The organism is Christiangramia portivictoriae DSM 23547 (genome assembly GCF_000423045.1).
Lineage (GTDB): Bacteria > Bacteroidota > Bacteroidia > Flavobacteriales > Flavobacteriaceae > Christiangramia > Christiangramia portivictoriae.
On record NZ_AUHF01000001.1, the window covers coordinates 247,860 to 265,403 of the forward strand.

Below are 17,544 nucleotides of genomic sequence, written 5' to 3' on the forward strand. Positions count from 1 at the left end.
GGCGTTTTCTTATATGAATAATTCACTAATTAGTTCATTGACTCTTCACCAGATTTGTTTTTCATCTCTTTGTCTTTGTCAAGAGAGATTTCAACACGTCTGTTATCCTGTCTTCCTTTTGCAGTACTGTTAGTAGCAATTGGTTGAGTTTCACCATATCCTTCAGAAGTCAATCTGTTAGATGGTACACCATTCTCTTCAAGGAAAGTAGCTACAGAAGCAGCACGTTCTTTAGAAAGATTCATGTTATAAGAATCACTTCCTGAGCTATCTGTGTGACCACCAATGTGGAAGATAGTTTGTGGGTACTCATTCATGATATCAACGATAGACTTAAGAGCTTCTTCAGATTCAGATCTGATAGTTGCTTTATTCAAGTCAAATAATACAGTCTTAGAGTATTCGTTAAGTTCTGAAATTACTTCAGCAGTAGGCTCTGGACATCCGTTAGATGCAGCAACACCAGCTACTTCAGGACAGTCATCATCCTTATCAAGGATTCCGTCACCGTCAGTATCAGGCCATGGGCATCCGTCGTTTTCAGCTGGACCAGCTTCTTCTGGACACTCATCTTCATCATCTCTTACACCATCACCATCAGCATCAGGACAACCGTTCATTTCAGCAAGACCTGCAACTTCTGGACAATCATCATCAGGATCAGCTACACCATCACCGTCAGAATCAGGACATCCGTCAAATTCAGCAAGACCAGCTTCGTTAGGACATGCATCCTGACGATCTTCGATCCCGTCACCATCAGAGTCTGGGCATCCGTTAAATTCAGCAAGACCTGGTTGTTCTGGACACTCATCATCTTTATCGTATATTCCATCACCGTCAGTATCAGTTCCACCGAACATGAATTTGACACCAGCAGCATGCTGGAAGTGAGAAGCCATTTCAGCTTCAAATACGTGCTTGTACTTAGATTCTACAGTAAGAGCGATGTTATCTGAAAACCAGAAGTTCAATCCTACTTTACCGTTAAGAGTTGCAGCATCAAGGTTAGAGATATCTTCTCCATCCTGATCACCTATCCAGGTATAACCACCACCAACTCCAACAACAGGATCAATCCACCCGTCATTAAGTAGTGCTCTAAGGCTATAATCTAATCCAAGGTCAACACCGTAGTAAGAAAGATCCTGAACACCTCTGTCACCATATTTATCGATCTGGTTGATAGTACCACTCAATTCTCCTACAAATCCAGCTCCAATATATCTGGACACAGAAAGCTTGGAAACCGATGGAAGAATATTCCAGTGATCTCCGGTATCAAAATACTGGTCGAACCATCCACCTAGAGGAGCATCCTCACCGGTTGGATAAAAATCGACTGCATTGGCACCAATACCAATTGCCCATGGGTTGTCAGCATCCTGTGCTTGAGCTGTAGTAAAGCCCAAAAACAGCAAAGAAGCCAATACAATTTTGCTAAGATGTTTCATATTTAATAGTTTAGTTTTAAGTGTTAATAGTAAGCAAAAGTATATGCTTAATGCATATTAACAAAAGTAAAAATAATAAAGTTTTCTTAATTAGAGCGGGATTCCAAAGGGTTTCCAGCTTTGTGATTGACTGGTTTTCAATGAATTCGAGCTTCTTCGATCATTAAATAAGAAGTTAATTTTAGCCAATCACACCTAATTCCTTACCTACTTTAGTGAAAGCCTGGATCGCCTTATCTAGATGTTCCTTCTCATGGGCAGCAGATAATTGAACTCTAATTCTTGCTTTTCCCTTTGGTACAACCGGATAGAAGAAGCCTATCACATAGATCCCCTCTTCGAGCAACTTGTCTGCCATATCCTGGGATAATTTCGCATCATGAAGCATTACCGGTACAATGGCGGCCTCGCCATCAATGATCTCAAATCCTGCATCTTTAACACCTTTTTTGAAGTAATCAGTATTCTCCTTTAACTTTTTTCTCAAACTGGAATCATTTTCCAGCATATCAAACACTTTGATCGAGGCGCCAACAATTGCAGGTGCCAGTGAATTTGAAAACAAGTATGGTCTCGATCTTTGTCTTAATAGTTCAATGATCTCTTTTTTGGCCGTCGTGTAACCTCCCATGGCGCCACCAAGTGCTTTTCCTAAAGTACCGGTGATGATATCAACTCTTCCCAGTACATTCTTTTCTTCCAGCGTTCCAATACCATTTTCACCAATAAATCCAGTGGCGTGACATTCATCGATCATTACCAAAGCATCATACTTATCTGCCAGGTCACAAATAGCATCCAGTGGAGCTACAAGGCCATCCATGGAAAATACACCGTCTGTCACGATGATCTTAAATCGGGCACCGTTTTCATTCGCTGCTTTTAATTGCTCTTCAAGATCATTCATGTCACCATTCTGGTAGCGATAGCGAGCAGCTTTACATAGTCTCACACCATCAATAATGGAAGCGTGATTTAATGAATCTGAGATGATGGCATCTTCTTTAGTAAGCAGTGGTTCAAAAATTCCACCGTTGGCATCGAAACATGCAGCGTATAATATGGTATCTTCAGTTCCGTAGAAATCGGCGATCTTTTGCTCCAGTTCTTTATGGATATCCTGAGTTCCACAGATAAACCGTACGCTGGACATTCCAAAACCATGCGTGTCCATGGTGTCTTTTGCGGCCTGTATTACCTCTGGATGTGAAGACAATCCCAGGTAGTTGTTAGCACAAAAGTTAATCACTTCCTGACCGGTAGATATTTTGATCACCGCATCCTGCGGTCCGGTGATAATGCGTTCTTTTTTAAAGAGTCCGTCGTTTTTGATCTCTTCAAGTTCTTTCTCTAAATGCTCCTTTATTTTTCCGTACATATCAATATTTTAATTTTTGCTTGGTTGCAAAGTTATGATTCTTTTATACAATCCTAATCTGGACAGGTTCGTTCGTATATACCAGCAGAGATTTCTCTACTTCGTAACCCATATGACTCATGGCTTTCGCATATTCTGAAACCTGGCGGGTATGCGTATCCACAAAACCACCGGTTTTATAGTCTATGATCGTGACCTTATTATTGTTGAAGTTCAGCCTGTCTGGTCTTAGTCTGTTACCATCACTGGTAATAATTTCTTTTTCATTTTTGTTCTGTACATCATCTGCAAAAAATTGTTTAAGTGCGGTGTGCTGGATGATATTCTGAATACTAATTGTAATCTCTGGTCTGGACTCTTCCCGAATCAATCCTGAATTTACGGCCCAATCCATGGCTTTTTCAAGGTCATTATAGGAATTGATCCTGGCCAGGATTTCATGGGCAATTTCTCCTTTTTCGATCGCTTCCTGCTGTTTAGTGTCCCACATGGCGCCAGATCGGGTGACTATATTTACAGCTTTGTTTTGAACTGGTGAGCTATGAAACTGTTCCGGAACTATCGCTGTTTTACTTTTATTCTCTTCGGAAGAATACTTTCGCTTTTCTCCGAATTCGCAAACCAGGGAGTCATCATATCTGGATTCAGATTCGAGGAAGTTTCTTAGGATTCCTGAAATATTAAGGGTTTTTTTATCTGAAGATTCGTGACTGGTCATAATATAAAGTTGTTCCGCAGCACGCGTGCAGGCAACATAGAGTACATTGAGAGTATCCAGTTCGTTCTTGCTCAACAGGTCCTGGTACTTTTCCACCGCTTCCTCATTCCAGTTTAGTAATTTTTTGGAAGCGCTTACATACGCCAGGGGAATATGCTCATCTGGAACGCTTAACCAGAGGTTGTCCATCTTTGTATTTTGCAGGTCTGCATCTGCAAATGGGTAAATGACGACAGGAAATTCAAGTCCTTTGGATTTATGAATGGTCATGATCTGTACAGCGTTATCGGTCTCAGGAACCACGATGCTAAGTCGATCCTTTTTGCGCTCCCAGAGTTCCAGGAAAGCATGCAGACTGTTCGAGGTTTTTTGAGCAGATTCAAATACAAAATCCAGAAAAAACTGGATATACGCATTAGATCGCTGCACGAGTTCAAAACTTCTTACAATATATTCTGCTGCTTCATAGATGGACATTTTTTTGATCTCCATTAGATCAAAATTTACCGTATCAGAATCCAGCCAACCCAGAAATTCCTGTCCGTTTTTAGGTAAATACTCCACCAGTACCGGAAAACTGTCTTCTTCGGAAATGCAGCGTGGTGATAACTGCTCGAAAATCTTCAGTTTTAGCTGATCGTCTTCGGGATAAAGTGAAAACTTCAGCAAATCTGCGATCAGTCTTACTTCTGAAGACTGGTTCACAAGAAGGGTTTCCGAAGAAATTACTGAAATCCCTTGTTCAGATAAATATTCAGCAATAGCAATACCTTCTTTTTTCCTACGGGTAAGGATACAGATATCCTGCCTGGAATAGCCTTGTGCTTCAAGGTTTAAAATAGTTTCGTGAATCTTTTCAGGATAGATTTCCAGTTGCTCTTCGGCATTTTTGGCCTCTATGAAGTTTACGTTCACATAACCAAATTCACCTCTCTTTGGCGATTGCGCAGAATTCTTAAATAGATCGGCATATTCAGGATGTGTCAGCACTGTAGCAGCATACTGGAAAAAGCTATTATTGAAGTTCACGACCGTGGAGCCACTTCTAAAATTGTTCGGCAGGTTTTCGAGAATCTGTTCTACCTGAAACGGACTCGTCTTTTTATTACTCAGGTCAATTAACTGTTCTGCACGGCCGCCTCGCCAGCGATAAATACTCTGCTTCGCGTCTCCAACGATCGTGATTCCAGATGCTTCTTCACCCTGGCTAAGATTATGGCTAATAAGTGGCACCAGATTTTCCCATTGCATGGTGGAGGTGTCCTGAAATTCATCAATAAAATAGTGCTGGTAACGTTCTCCCAGTCGTTCATAAATAAAAGGAGCAGGCTGGTCCTTTACCTGTTCACTTATCTTCGGATTAAATTCTGATATGAGAATGACGTTTTTTTCCTTCTTGATCAATTCTATTTCCCGGTTAATCTCATTGATCAAAGAAAGCTGAACGAGATTCTTCCGGATCTCGGTAAGAAATTCCAGGTGAAAGAACAGTTTTTTAGAATTTTCAAAGATCTCTACAATCTCAGGTTGTAAAGCATCCATGCTCAATTGAGTATCCATGCTGGCTTTGGTCTTGGCATACATCGGGACGTCTGCAATGTTCTGTGCCCAGGCACTGTCGAAATTCACCGACATGTCGGCTTGCTGTAGCTTTGAAAAATGTTTCGGTATATACCCGCCTTTAAAATCTGTTGCTGTAAGACCAGCATTCTGGATAACCTCAAAGAAATGATCTCCAAAAGTTTTCAACCCATCTTCTGCTTCCTGCATATCCGCTTTCATTTTTCTGGCGAATGCGGCAAAATCCTCAAGAGTTCTGGTCTTTAGAATTGCAATCTCTTTCTGGTGATTTTCATTGATGAGCAAGCGCGAAATATCGTAGAGATCACGACTTATATCCCAGCTTCGATCATCATCTGTCTTGGAAAGTGTGTAGTTTACCAGCACCCTAGTTAATTTCTCGTCGTTCCCGGCCCTGTTAATGAGCCTGTCTACCGCTTCCATAAGAATATCTTCGGCTCCAATTTCAACTTCAAAATTCATGGGGATGCCAAGGTCACGTGCGAAAGTGCGTATTACACGATGAGTGAATCCATCGATAGTCGATATTTCAAAGGCTGCATAATTATGTATGATGCTCTTCAAAATTTCCCTGGATTTTTCTCTTATCTGCTCTTCTGAAAGTTTGGTGTCTTCCATAATAGCTGTCATCAAAGCATCTGGCGCACTCGATTCTTCTTTGGCAAAACTTGCCAGGCTTTCAATGATCCTCTTTTTCATCTCACCAACCGCTTTATTGGTGAAGGTGATCGCGAGGATATTTTTATAGCTATCCTTTCGGCTGGAATTGAATAAAATACTGAGATAACGTTTTACCAGGGTAAAGGTTTTTCCAGAACCTGCAGAGGCATTATAGATATGAAAGAAATTTTCCAAAGTCGGCAATATGATTGAAGTTTGAGCGCTTGTAAAATGCTTAAAGTTAAAATAAAAATGACTGCAAACCGGGCATTGCTTTTAAGTAATTTATAACAGTAAAAAATTTCCATTAAATGCCTTAATGGCTAAATTTGAAGGAATATAAAGTACTAATCACAAAAAAATCAGATAATTATGTCTTTTGAATTACCAAAATTGAAATATGCTTTTGATGCATTGGAGCCACATATAGATGCAAAAACAATGGAAATTCACCATGATAAGCATCATGCCGGTTATACTAAAAAACTGAACGATGCTATCGAAGGTACAGATATGGAAGGAAAGAATATCGAAAATATTCTTCAAAACCTTGATATGTCTAATAAAGCGGTGAGAAACAACGGTGGTGGTTTTTATAATCACAGCCTCTTCTGGGAAGTAATGTCTCCAGATGGTGGAGGAAAACCAGAAGGCGAGCTGGCTACTGCGATAGACAACGCTTTTGGTTCATTTGAGGCTTTTAAGGAAGAATTCTCTAAAGCCGCTGCCGGACAGTTTGGATCTGGATGGGCATGGCTATGTGTACATAGTGGTGGAAAAGTAGAAGTTTGTTCTACTGCGAACCAGGATAATCCAATCATGCCAGAAATTGGTTGTGGAGGAACTCCGGTTCTTGGTTTGGATGTTTGGGAGCATGCTTACTATTTGAACTACCAGAACAAGCGTCCTGAATATATCGATGCATTCTTTAACGTGATCGACTGGAAAGAAGTTTCCAGCAGATACGCAAAAGCGAAATAATTTAGAATTGATTTTCTAAAGATTGAGACCGCCAACTGGCGGTCTTTTTTTTTGAATTGTATGCATAAAAAAAGGTGGATAAAGATCCACCTTTTTTTGCCCCAAATCTACCATGAACTTAACCTACTTATGCTATGGTGATATAAAGATAATGTCTTAGATCGTTTTCTCTCGAACTTTTGGATGAAGTACCTGAAAATTAGATGAGTAGCTTAAAAATACTGATTGTTTAATTAAAATATTTTAGTCTTAAACAATATAAATTTGAATTATATGAATAAAAAAAGGCGGATCAAGATCCACCTCTTTTTGCCCCAAATCTACCATGAACTTAACCTACTTATGCTATGGTAGTATAAATATAAAACGAATGTCTATGGCAAAATAGATTTTTGGATGAACTACCTGAAAATTAGTTAACCGGTTTAGAATAAGATATTTAATTTTCAGGTGTTAGCAATTATTTCTGAACCGGAAATAAAAAAAGGCGGAATGAATCCACCTTTTTTTGCCCCAAATCTACCATGAACTTAACCTACTTATGTTATGGCATGGTACTAATGTAGACAGATAAAATCGAGTCGCAAACATTATTAGACCAAATGCTTATTTAATAGTTAAAAGACCAATTTAATATGCTCTGTCTTTATTTCCTTCATAGAAATTTATAAAGGCTCGGTTTACCACCCGGTTCCCGCCAGCTGTGGGATAATCACCAGTAAAGTACCAGTCTCCCAGGTTTTTAGGACAGGCTTTATGTAGGTTTTCTACCGTTTGATAAATGATCTTGACGTCAGCATTTACATCTGTATCGCATAATAGTTCAGATATTTTATCTGAAATCTGTTCATTGGTAAATGGATCGTACATTTCCTTTACAAAATTCTGTACATCAGAGTCATCCAGCTCTAGCTGTTGTTTACACTTCTTATACACCTTCTCCACGATCTCATACTGGCCAGTTTCCTTTAGCAATTCCAATGCCGCTCTAAAAGCAACGAGATCTTCCAGTCTGGCCATATCAATACCATAACAATCTGGATATCGTATTTGAGGAGCAGAAGAAACCACGACGATCTTCTTCGGTTTAAGCCTGTCCATCATTTTAATGATGCTTTTCTTCAGCGTAGTTCCGCGAACAATACTATCATCGATGATGACCAGGTTATCGTCGGGTTTTACCACGCCGTAGGTGACATCATAAACATGGGCCACGAGGTCATCTCTGCTGCTGTCTTCAGTAATAAAGGTTCGTAATTTTACATCCTTGATCGCGATCTTTTCAGTTCTTAACCTGTGCGACAAAATTTCCTGCAGCCTGGCGTCAGTTAGAGTTTCCTTTTCCTCAAGGATGGCTTCATTCTTCTGTTTGTTGAGCTCATCCTGTGCTGCTTCCACCATTCCGTAGAAAGATGTTTCCGCAGTATTAGGAATAAAAGAGAAAACCGTTTTCAGGGTGTCATGTTCAATGCTTTTCAATACATCTGGCATAAGCAGTCTTCCCAGCATTTTGCGCTCTTCATAGATTTCAGCGTCACTACCACGAGAAAAGTAGATCCTCTCGAAAGAGCAGGCTTTGCGTTCCAGTGGTTTGATGATTTCAGTGATCTTTACATCCCCGCTTTTTTTAGTTATGATCGCGTTACCCGGAGGTAATTCATGAACATCCTTAAAATCTACATTGAAGACGGTTTGTATCACCGGCCTTTCTGAAGCGACCACCACCACTTCATCATCCTTGTAATAATAAGCGGGACGAATTCCTGCAGGATCACGAAGTACAAAGGAGTCACCGTGACCAATCATTCCTGCCATGGCATAACCACCATCCCAGTTCTTACTGGATTTTTTCAGGATCTTCGCCACATCAAGCTGTTCTGCAATATGTGGAGAGGCCTGTTTTTTGGAAAAGCCTTCTTTCTTCAGCTTTTTATATAATTTTCTTACTTCAGAATCCAGGAAATGACCAATCTTTTCCATCACCGTCACAGTGTCTGCACGTTCTTTAGGGTGTTGTCCAAGTTCAACCAGGTTATTGAATAACTGGTTTACGTTGGTCATATTGAAATTTCCTGCCACTATAAGATTACGGTGCATCCAGTTATTCTGTCTCAGGAATGGATGTACGCTTTCTATACTATTCTTTCCAAAGGTTCCGTAGCGAACATGGCCAAGGAAAACTTCGCCCAGGTAGGGGATATATCTCTTCTGAAGCTCAGTATCATCTGCATATTCGGGATTCGCCAGGATCTCATCGTTAATCCTTTGATTGATCTGTTCAAAAATATCCTGAATTGGCTGTGCAGCATTAGATCTTACGCGACTAATGTAGCGCTCACCCGGTGCTGTATTCAATTTGATACTGGCAAAACCTGCACCATCCTGACCACGGTTGTGCTGTTTCTCCATAAGCAGGTACATTTTGTTTACACCATAGAAGGCGGTACCGTACTTCTTTTTATAGTAATCTAATGGTTTAAGAAGCCTTATCTGTGCAATTCCACATTCGTGTTTGATAGCGTCACTCATAGGGTCTTATCTGGAATTTGTTGTGTTGTTGTTTATGTCACAAAAAAAGCCCTGAAATTACAGGGCATGTCTTACTAGTCTAATTTTGTTTCGAAGTGTGTTAACTTCTTGAAATCGTGAAGCCGTTCATTCACTTCCTCGCGAGTTAATTTCTGCATTCGCTCAGTACCAAATTTTTCAACGCAGAAGGAGGCGAGATTGGATCCATAGATAACTGCATTCTTCATGTTCTCAAAAGAAATGTCATTCGTTCTGGCAAGATACCCAATAAAACCACCAGCAAAGGTGTCACCTGCGCCAGTTGGATCAAAGACTTCTTCCAGGGGAAGGGCAGGAGCATGGAAGATCTGATCTTCATGAAAAAGCAGCGCTCCATGTTCTCCTTTTTTGATCACAATATATTTAGGACCCATTTCAGCGATCTTTCTGGCAGCTTTAACCAGAGAGTATTCGCCTGAAAGTTGTCTTGCTTCCTCATCATTGATGGTGATCACATCTACTTTAGCAATTACTTTATCAAGCTCTTCAGGAGTGTTATCCATCCAGAAATTCATGGTATCAAGAACCACCAACTTAGGATTTTCGATCTGTTCTAAAACACTTAATTGCACTAGCGGATGTAGATTCCCGAGCATTACGTATTCAGCATCCTTATAATTTTCAGGAACTACTGGCTGAAAATCTGCAAGCACATTCAATTGCGTGTCCAGGGTATCCCTGCTATTTAGGTCATTATGGTAGCGACCACTCCAGAAAAATGTTTTACCGCCTTTTACAACTTCGATCCCTTCAATATCGATCTTATTGTTTTTCATGAGGTCAAGATATTCCTGGGGGAAATCATCTCCCACCACAGATACCACTGCGCTGTCTATATCGAAATTGGCTGCAGACAGGCCTATGTAGGTTCCTGCTCCACCTAAAATTTTATCTGTTTTTCCAAAAGGAGTTTCAATAGCATCAAAAGCTACAGTTCCTACAATAAGTAATTTACTCATAACGGGTTTTAAATTGTCGCTGCAAATATACAGTTTGTTTTCCAAGCTGTAAACCTGATTGCCAGGTTCAATTGTTAAGCTTTGTAACCATCGTCTGCAGGAAGGTCCTTTCCTTTGGAGGCCATTACTGCCAGTGCATCACAACGCTCATTCTGTGGATGATCATTATGACCTTTGATCCACTGGAACTCAACTTTATGTCTTCGGAAGACCTTAAGAAAAGCTTTCCAGAGATCAGCATTTTTACGATTTACAAAATTTTTCTTTTCCCAGCCGAAGATCCAGCCTTTGTTCACAGCATCTGAAACATAGCGGGAATCTGTAAAAACTTTAGCGGGTGTTCCGGGTGTTTTTAATTTGCTCAAGGCGACGATCACAGCCATAAGTTCCATCCTGTTGTTGGTGGTAAGTTTAAAACCCTGAGCGAATTCTTTCTGGTACGGTTTGCCTACCCATTCCATCACGATACCAAAACCACCGGGACCTGGATTGCCCCTTGCAGCACCATCTGTATAAATATGCACCTTTGGTGTTATCACGTAGTCTATTTTTGCAGGAGTTGCTGTATCACTTCCGGGAAATGTCTGTACTCCAGCGCGTGAATCTTCGTGGCAAGACTATCTGGCGTATCTTCTTCGGTGATTGGAGTAGTTGCCTGGAAAATGATATTCCCTTCATCATAATGTTCATTTACGTAATGAATACTGATGCCGCTTTCCATTTCCCTGTTTTCGATAACCGCCTCATGTACCTTGCTGCCATACATACCTTTTCCGCCATATTTAGGTAGTAGCGCGGGATGAATATTAATGATACGATCGGGGAACTCTGCAATGATCTTGGAAGGGAATAACCATAGAAAACCTGCAAGAACTATAAGATCTGGGTTCATGTCTTTTAGAATATGAAGTACATCGTTGTTCTGGTAGAAAGATTCGCGGTCAAAATGTAGTGCTTTCACCTGCAGATCATGTGCTCGTTTCAATGCACCCGCATACTTTTTATTGGAGAATACGGCTAGTACCTTTGTGCTGGTAGATTCCTGAAAGTATTTAATGATGTTCTCGGCGTTCGTGCCGGAGCCTGAAGCAAAAATGACAATCTTCTTTGGGGTCGTATTTCTTTTGTCACTCAAAATAAGGCTGTTAACAATTATTAGGATGTAAAATTAACTGCTTTGAGTGAATTTATGTAAATTACCATCACATTTTTGGAGTAAAAATCGGTTTTAAAATAAAAGTTTTTATTTTTGCCACCTAATCAAAATTAAAATAAAAAATTATGTCAGACATTGCATCAAGAGTAAAAGCTATAATCGTTGACAAATTAGGAGTTGACGAGAATGAAGTTGTAAACGAAGCCAGCTTCACCAACGACTTGGGTGCTGATTCACTAGACACAGTTGAACTGATTATGGAATTCGAAAAGGAATTCGACATTCAGATCCCAGATGATCAGGCAGAGAACATTGCAACTGTTGGTCAGGCAATTTCTTATATCGAAGACGCTAAAAAATAAATCAAAGACACCATATGGAGTTGAAGCGAGTAGTAGTTACAGGCCTTGGTGCCTTAACCCCAATAGGTAACAATTTACAGGAATATTGGGAAGGACTTAAGAGTGGAAAAAGTGGTAGTGCACCTATCACCTATTTTGATACTGAAAAGTTCAAGACTAAATTCGCTTGTGAACTCAAAAATTTTAATCCTTTAGATCATTTTGATCGTAAGGAAGCCCGAAAACTTGATAGGTTCGCTCAGTACGCAATGGTATCTGCAGACGAAGCTATCAAGGATTCTGGTATAGACCTGGAGACGGTAGACAAGTATCGCGTTGGCGTTATTTGGGGTGCCGGGATAGGTGGACTGGAAACTTTCCAGAACGAAGTCATTAACTTTGCTGAAGGTGATGGTTCTCCAAGATTCAATCCTTTCTTTATTCCAAAAATGATCGCAGATATTGCCCCAGGTAATATCTCTATCAAACATGGATTTATGGGAGCAAATTACACCACGGTATCTGCCTGTGCTTCATCTGCAAATGCGATGATAGACGCACTGAACAATATTAGGCTGGGTTATAGTGATGTGATTGTCTCAGGAGGATCTGAAGCTGCCGTTACACTGGCAGGAATGGGTGGATTTAACGCAATGCATGCCCTTTCTACCAGAAACGAAAGCCCGGAGACCGCTTCAAGACCATTTGATTCCACACGAGATGGATTTGTACTGGGTGAAGGAGCCGGAGCTCTTATTCTTGAAGAATATGAGCATGCGAAAGCCAGAGGAGCCAAGATCTATGCTGAGTTACTTGGCGGTGGTCTTTCTTCAGATGCCTATCACATGACTGCTCCGCATCCAGAAGGAGACGGTGTCGTGGCAGTGATGCAGAATTGTCTTAAAAATGCAGGTTTAAAACCTGAAGATGTGGATGTGATCAATACACATGGTACTTCCACGCCTCTTGGAGATGTAGCTGAGCTTAAAGCGATCACCAAGGTTTTTGGAGATCATGCCAAGAACATGAATATCAATTCAACAAAATCCATGACCGGTCACCTGCTTGGTGCAGCCGGAGCTATTGAAGCTATTGCATCGATATTATCCATGCAACATGGTTTGATACCACCTACCATTAACCATGAAAACATTGATGAAAATATCGATCCTGATCTAAATCTTACCCTGAACAAAGCTCAGGAAAGAGAAGTCAAGATCGCTATGAGCAACACTTTTGGTTTTGGAGGTCACAACGCCTGCGTTGTATTTAAAAAATTAGACGAATAGACCATGAGCGTCATTCGGAACATATTAAATTCCCGCTCTTATAAAGGCGGGAATTTTTTTAATATCCTAACTCAAATTCTGGGATTCAAACCCAAAACACTTTCCCCTTATAAAAAAGCCTTTACCCATCGTTCTCTTAATCGCAAGGACGAAGATGGAAACGCGATCAATTTTGAACGCCTGGAATTTCTAGGGGATGCCATGCTCAGTTCAGTGGTTGCTTCTCATCTTTTTAAAGCAGTACCCGGAGGAAATGAAGGGTATCTCACCAAGATGCGCTCCAAGGTGGTAAGTCGAAAACATCTGAATGAATTAGGCAAGGATCTTGGGCTTATTCAACATGTTCAAACCAACATTCCCGTTACTCAATTTGGAGTGAATATCCATGGAAACTTATTTGAAGCTCTGGTGGGAGCCATCTATCTTGACCGGGGTTATAAGTACTGTGAACGCTTTATTTATGAACGGGTAATAGATCCATATGTGGATATAGAACAGCTCGAGGGCAAGGTGATTAGTTACAAAAGCCTGGTCATAGAATGGTGCCAGAAAGAGAAGAAAGAATTTGATTTTGAAGTTTACGAAGATACCGGCAATGACGAACTGAAGCATTTTGCCGTAAAGCTTCGAATTGAGAATCGCGTGGTAGCCAAAGCAAGGGCAACTTCAAAAAAGAAGGCGGAGGAAAAGGCATCAAAAAGAGCTTATTATGCGCTTCAGTCTAAAATAAAGTAAATTGCGAAATTAACGTAAGCTATAACGTTTTCGTAGAAAATTATGAATTTTAGACCCCTAATATCTTCATTTCAGCAATGATATATTATCTTTAACCTTAAATTCCGAATTTGTGCTTATGCATAAGGAACTGCTTGAGTTTGAAGATGAGAGCTTTCAATTGATCGCGATCTACTCTTCTCTGGAAGGGTACAGGCTAGCTTATTTAATCAATAAGTATTTGCGAACAAAGCTGGAGAGAGAGGCGACAGATATCGATTTTAATTTTGCTGAATACCACGCTTTCTACGCACTCTACTCTTTTAAAGATCCTAAAGCTTACTACCATGTAGAACTGGTCGCAAACAAGTTCAAAGGAGAGCCCAAAAGAATTTTAAGTACGGGATCCCTTTTTGGTGAAGAAGAATTTAGTACTAAAGAAATTAATCTGATACCTGAATACAGTAAAGTTGATTTTTTTCTGAAGATTAGCGAGGAAATTCTACCCAAAGAATTCATCAGGATTCTCAACAGGATCAATCAAATTCCAGGAGTACAGGCAGCTTATTCCATAGAGATGGAGAAGCTGAAGAACAAACAAAATCTAATTTTCGAATAATGCCGACCAACAAGAAAACAAAAATAGTTGCCACACTGGGCCCTGCAACCAGTAGCAAGGATACTTTAAAGAGAATGTTGCAGGAAGGTGTCAACGTGTTTCGTATCAACTTTTCACATGCAGATTATGAAGATGTGAAAGAGCGAGTACAGATGATTAGAGAACTAAACGAGGAAGAAGGTTTTAATGCTGCGATTCTTGCCGATCTTCAGGGTCCAAAACTTCGAGTAGGAGTCATGAAGGAGGAAGTAGTAGTCTCTGAAGGTGACCAGATCACATTTGTGACTGGAAAACCTTTTAAAGGGACATCGGAGCGGGTCTACATGAACTACGAGACTTTTCCTCAGGACGTAAAAGCTGGAGAAAGAATACTGCTGGATGATGGGAAGCTGATCTTCGAAGTGGTTAAAACCAATAAAAAGGATGAGGTTACAACCAAGGTTATTCAGGGTGGACCATTAAAATCGAAAAAAGGTGTAAACCTTCCAAATACAAATATTTCTTTACCTGCGCTTACAGAGAAAGATGTCAAGGATGCCAAATTTGCCTGCGAACTGGCGGTGGACTGGATGGCGCTTTCTTTTGTTAGACATGCTGAAGATCTTATGGAACTTCAAAAATTGATCAGTGAGCATTCAGAATTTAAGATTCCAATCGTTGCCAAGATCGAGAAACCTGAAGGTGTAGAAAATATCGATAAGATCGTTGCTTATTGTGACGGACTCATGGTAGCTCGAGGAGATCTGGGAGTGGAAATTCCTGCTCAGGAAGTTCCTCTAATTCAGAAGAAACTGGTTCTAACTGCTAAAAAAGCTCGTATCCCGGTGATTATCGCAACTCAGATGATGGAAACCATGATCACGAGCCTTACACCAACAAGGGCAGAGGTGAATGATGTGGCAAACTCTGTGATGGATGGTGCTGATGCTGTGATGCTTTCCGGAGAAACTTCCGTAGGACAATATCCGGTACAGGTAATTCAGAAAATGGCGCAGATCCTGGAAAGTGTGGAAAACTCACCACTTATTAAGGTGCCACATGAGCCACCGCATGTTAGAACGAAAAGATATATTACGAAAGCGGTTTGTTATCACGCTGCGCACATGGCCAACGAAATCAAGGCAAAAGCAATCTGTACGTTAACCAATAGTGGTTATACAGCTTTCCAGATCTCTGCCTGGAGGCCGGAAGCTCATATTCTTGTATTTACTTCAAATAGAAGGATACTAAATCAACTAAGCTTGCTATGGGGGGTTAAAGCCTTTTATTACGATAAGTTCGTGAGTACAGATGAAACCATCGATGATATCAATGATATGGCGAAGCAATATAAATTTGTGGAAGTTGGAGACTTTACTATCAACCTTGCCGCTATGCCAATAACCGCCAAAGGAATGGTGAATACATTAAGAGTTTCAGAAATAGAATAAAACCTTCAAAGTTCAGATATAAAACAACCGGGTATCCGCAAAAGCAGGTATCCGGTTTTTTAATGGTGAAAGTAGCGGTCACCGATATCCAGGTCTTCCCGAACAAGAATATCTTTGATCAATCTACTCTTATTTCCGTATTGATTATGCCTGAATACAACCTCCAGTGTGTCCATAGTTAACTTCAGGATCTTGAAGTCTTTGTATTCTTTACCGGTACTTAGGAGTTCGGGAATTTGCGGACTCGTAATTCGCAGATAGGGTTCGTTTTTAGCCCCTTTCTTAAATTCCCAGGTGCCAACGAGACTCGGTCCACAATTCTTATTTTCGCCATTATTGTCTCGAACGCTATGATCATTCGAAAAACTCTGGCGATACTCCATAAAACAGGGTCCCATGTTCATTCGAACGTTATTATTCAAACGCCTGGCAAGCTTCCAGGTTTTGGTATCTCCATCTGTAAGTAAAGATTCTGCATCTTCTGGCAAGCTGTACACCTGCTCTTCCTGGCAGGAAAGTATGAGAATCATCATCATCAATATTGAAATTGAATTCTTCATTAGAATTTGAATTTTAATTGTACCGATACTTCCTTTTCCGCCTCTTTACTATCCGATTTTTCAGTATTGAGATTGGACAGCGAAATGCCTAATAATCGTACTGAATTTTTCATTTTTTCCTGGTACAATAATTCTTTCGCTATCTCCAGGATCAGATCTTTGTTTGAAATGTAGTAGCTAATAGTCTTACTCCTGGTTTGCTGGGTAAAATCACTGTATTTGATCTTTAAAGTAATTGTTTTCCCGGCAACATCAGATCTTTTGAGTCTGCGTTCTATCTCTTCAGCGATATTCTGAAGTTTCTCCAACATAAAGATTTCAGAAGAAATATTCTCATTAAAAGTTCTTTCAGCTCCGAGCGATTTTCGGGTTCTGTGCGGTTTTACTTCACTATGATGAATGCCGCGCACTACCCTGTAAAAATGTCTGCCGCTCTTTCCAAAATGTTCACTCAGGTATTCTTCTGTTTTAGACTTCAAATCTTTACCGTTAAAGATGCCTAGCCGATACATTTTTTCAGCAGTTACTTTTCCCACACCGTAGAACTTTCTAATGTCCAGCTCTTCCAGGAACTCTAAAACTTCTTCCGGAGCTACTGTTTTTTGTCCGTTTGGTTTATTAACATCACTGGCGACCTTCGCTATAAATTTGTTCACAGATATTCCTGCGGAAGCGTTTAATCCAGTTTTTTCCTTGATCTGGTCTCTTATCTTTTTCGCGATAAGTGTCGCGCTCATCAGGCCTTTTTTGTTCTCGGTTACATCAAGATAAGCTTCGTCAAGCGATAAGGGTTCCACCAGGTCTGTATACTCATAAAATATTTCCCTGATCTGTGCTGAAATTTCGCGGTATCTTTCAAAGTTTGATTTTACAAAGATAAGATCGGGGCAATTCCTTTTAGCCATGACGCTGCTCATCGCGCTTCGCACACCAAATTTCCGGGCTTCATAACTGGCTGCGCTTACCACTCCGCGTTGTGAACTTCCACCTACTGCGACAGGCTTACCCCGAAGTTCGGGATTGTCCAGTTGCTCGACTGAAGCATAGAAGGCATCCATATCCACATGGATAATTTTGCGAAGTTTTTCCACCTTGTAAATTTAAGTAATATCTTAGTCTCTTTAATAGCTATAGCA

15 protein-coding genes are annotated in these 17,544 nt (G+C 40.5%); 6 read left to right on the forward strand and 9 right to left on the reverse strand.

The annotated features are described in order from the left end of the window. Positions 1–29: 29 nt before the first annotated feature. The 3 genes from G529_RS0101175 to G529_RS0101185 form a co-directional block, all read right to left on the reverse strand. Entirely contained in the window at positions 30–1,454 is a 1,425-nt protein-coding gene (locus G529_RS0101175; RefSeq protein ID WP_026913780.1) for an OmpA family protein, read from the reverse strand. Between the two features lie 181 nt (positions 1,455–1,635). Further along, a complete protein-coding gene (kbl, locus tag G529_RS0101180) occupies positions 1,636–2,832 on the reverse strand; it encodes a glycine C-acetyltransferase (protein WP_026913781.1) in 1,197 nt (398 codons plus the stop codon). A 43-nt stretch (positions 2,833–2,875) separates the two neighbouring features. Then, complete coding sequence (locus tag G529_RS0101185; protein WP_245566881.1) at positions 2,876–5,995, reverse strand: UvrD-helicase domain-containing protein; 3,120 nt, start codon at positions 5,993–5,995, stop codon at positions 2,876–2,878. Between the two features lie 168 nt (positions 5,996–6,163). Here G529_RS0101185 and G529_RS0101190 point away from each other — a divergent pair, with 168 nt between their 5' ends. After that, positions 6,164–6,772, forward strand: coding sequence for a superoxide dismutase (locus G529_RS0101190; RefSeq protein ID WP_026913783.1), 609 nt, complete (start codon positions 6,164–6,166; stop codon positions 6,770–6,772). A 630-nt stretch (positions 6,773–7,402) separates the two neighbouring features. On the opposite strand, the gene G529_RS0101200 is transcribed toward G529_RS0101190, so the two are convergent. The 4 genes from G529_RS0101200 to purN all read right to left on the reverse strand — a co-directional run bounded on the left by G529_RS0101200 (position 7,403) and on the right by purN (position 11,434). Beyond that, on the reverse strand, positions 7,403–9,301 hold the full coding sequence (locus G529_RS0101200; protein ID WP_026913784.1) for an amidophosphoribosyltransferase: 1,899 nt from the start codon (positions 9,299–9,301) through the stop codon (positions 7,403–7,405). Between the two features lie 74 nt (positions 9,302–9,375). Beyond that, the gene (locus tag G529_RS0101205; RefSeq protein ID WP_026913785.1) at positions 9,376–10,299 is read right to left on the reverse strand and encodes a PfkB family carbohydrate kinase; all 924 of its coding nucleotides are present in this window, start codon (positions 10,297–10,299) and stop codon (positions 9,376–9,378) included. 74 nt (positions 10,300–10,373) lie between these two features. Next, on the reverse strand, positions 10,374–10,838 hold the full coding sequence (gene rnhA / locus G529_RS0101210) for a ribonuclease HI (RefSeq protein WP_026913786.1): 465 nt from the start codon (positions 10,836–10,838) through the stop codon (positions 10,374–10,376). Between the two features lie 5 nt (positions 10,839–10,843). Further along, positions 10,844–11,434, reverse strand: coding sequence for a phosphoribosylglycinamide formyltransferase (gene purN, locus G529_RS0101215; protein WP_026913787.1), 591 nt, complete (start codon positions 11,432–11,434; stop codon positions 10,844–10,846). Positions 11,435–11,580: 146 nt separating this feature from the next. Between purN and G529_RS0101220 the strand changes: the two genes are divergently transcribed. From G529_RS0101220 to pyk, 5 genes are all read left to right on the forward strand, one after another. Then, positions 11,581–11,817, forward strand: coding sequence for an acyl carrier protein (locus tag G529_RS0101220; protein ID WP_013069791.1), 237 nt, complete (start codon positions 11,581–11,583; stop codon positions 11,815–11,817). Between the two features lie 14 nt (positions 11,818–11,831). After that, a complete protein-coding gene (fabF, locus tag G529_RS0101225; RefSeq protein ID WP_026913788.1) occupies positions 11,832–13,085 on the forward strand; it encodes a beta-ketoacyl-ACP synthase II in 1,254 nt (417 codons plus the stop codon). A 3-nt stretch (positions 13,086–13,088) separates the two neighbouring features. After that, a complete protein-coding gene (gene rnc, locus G529_RS0101230; protein WP_026913789.1) occupies positions 13,089–13,820 on the forward strand; it encodes a ribonuclease III in 732 nt (243 codons plus the stop codon). Between the two features lie 118 nt (positions 13,821–13,938). Beyond that, the gene (locus G529_RS0101235; protein ID WP_051201312.1) at positions 13,939–14,418 is read left to right on the forward strand and encodes an IPExxxVDY family protein; all 480 of its coding nucleotides are present in this window, start codon (positions 13,939–13,941) and stop codon (positions 14,416–14,418) included. Further along, positions 14,418–15,848, forward strand: a complete 1,431-nt coding sequence (gene pyk, locus G529_RS0101240) for a pyruvate kinase (protein WP_026913791.1) — start codon at positions 14,418–14,420, stop codon at positions 15,846–15,848. The genes G529_RS0101235 and pyk overlap by 1 nt, the downstream gene beginning before the upstream one ends. Before the next feature lie 59 nt (positions 15,849–15,907). Here pyk and G529_RS0101245 read toward each other — a convergent pair whose 3' ends face one another. After that, complete coding sequence (locus G529_RS0101245; protein WP_035695376.1) at positions 15,908–16,408, reverse strand: lipocalin family protein; 501 nt, start codon at positions 16,406–16,408, stop codon at positions 15,908–15,910. Beyond that, positions 16,408–17,499, reverse strand: coding sequence for a DNA polymerase IV (gene dinB / locus G529_RS0101250; RefSeq protein WP_026913793.1), 1,092 nt, complete (start codon positions 17,497–17,499; stop codon positions 16,408–16,410). The genes G529_RS0101245 and dinB overlap by 1 nt, the downstream gene beginning before the upstream one ends. Positions 17,500–17,544 lie beyond the last annotated feature (45 nt).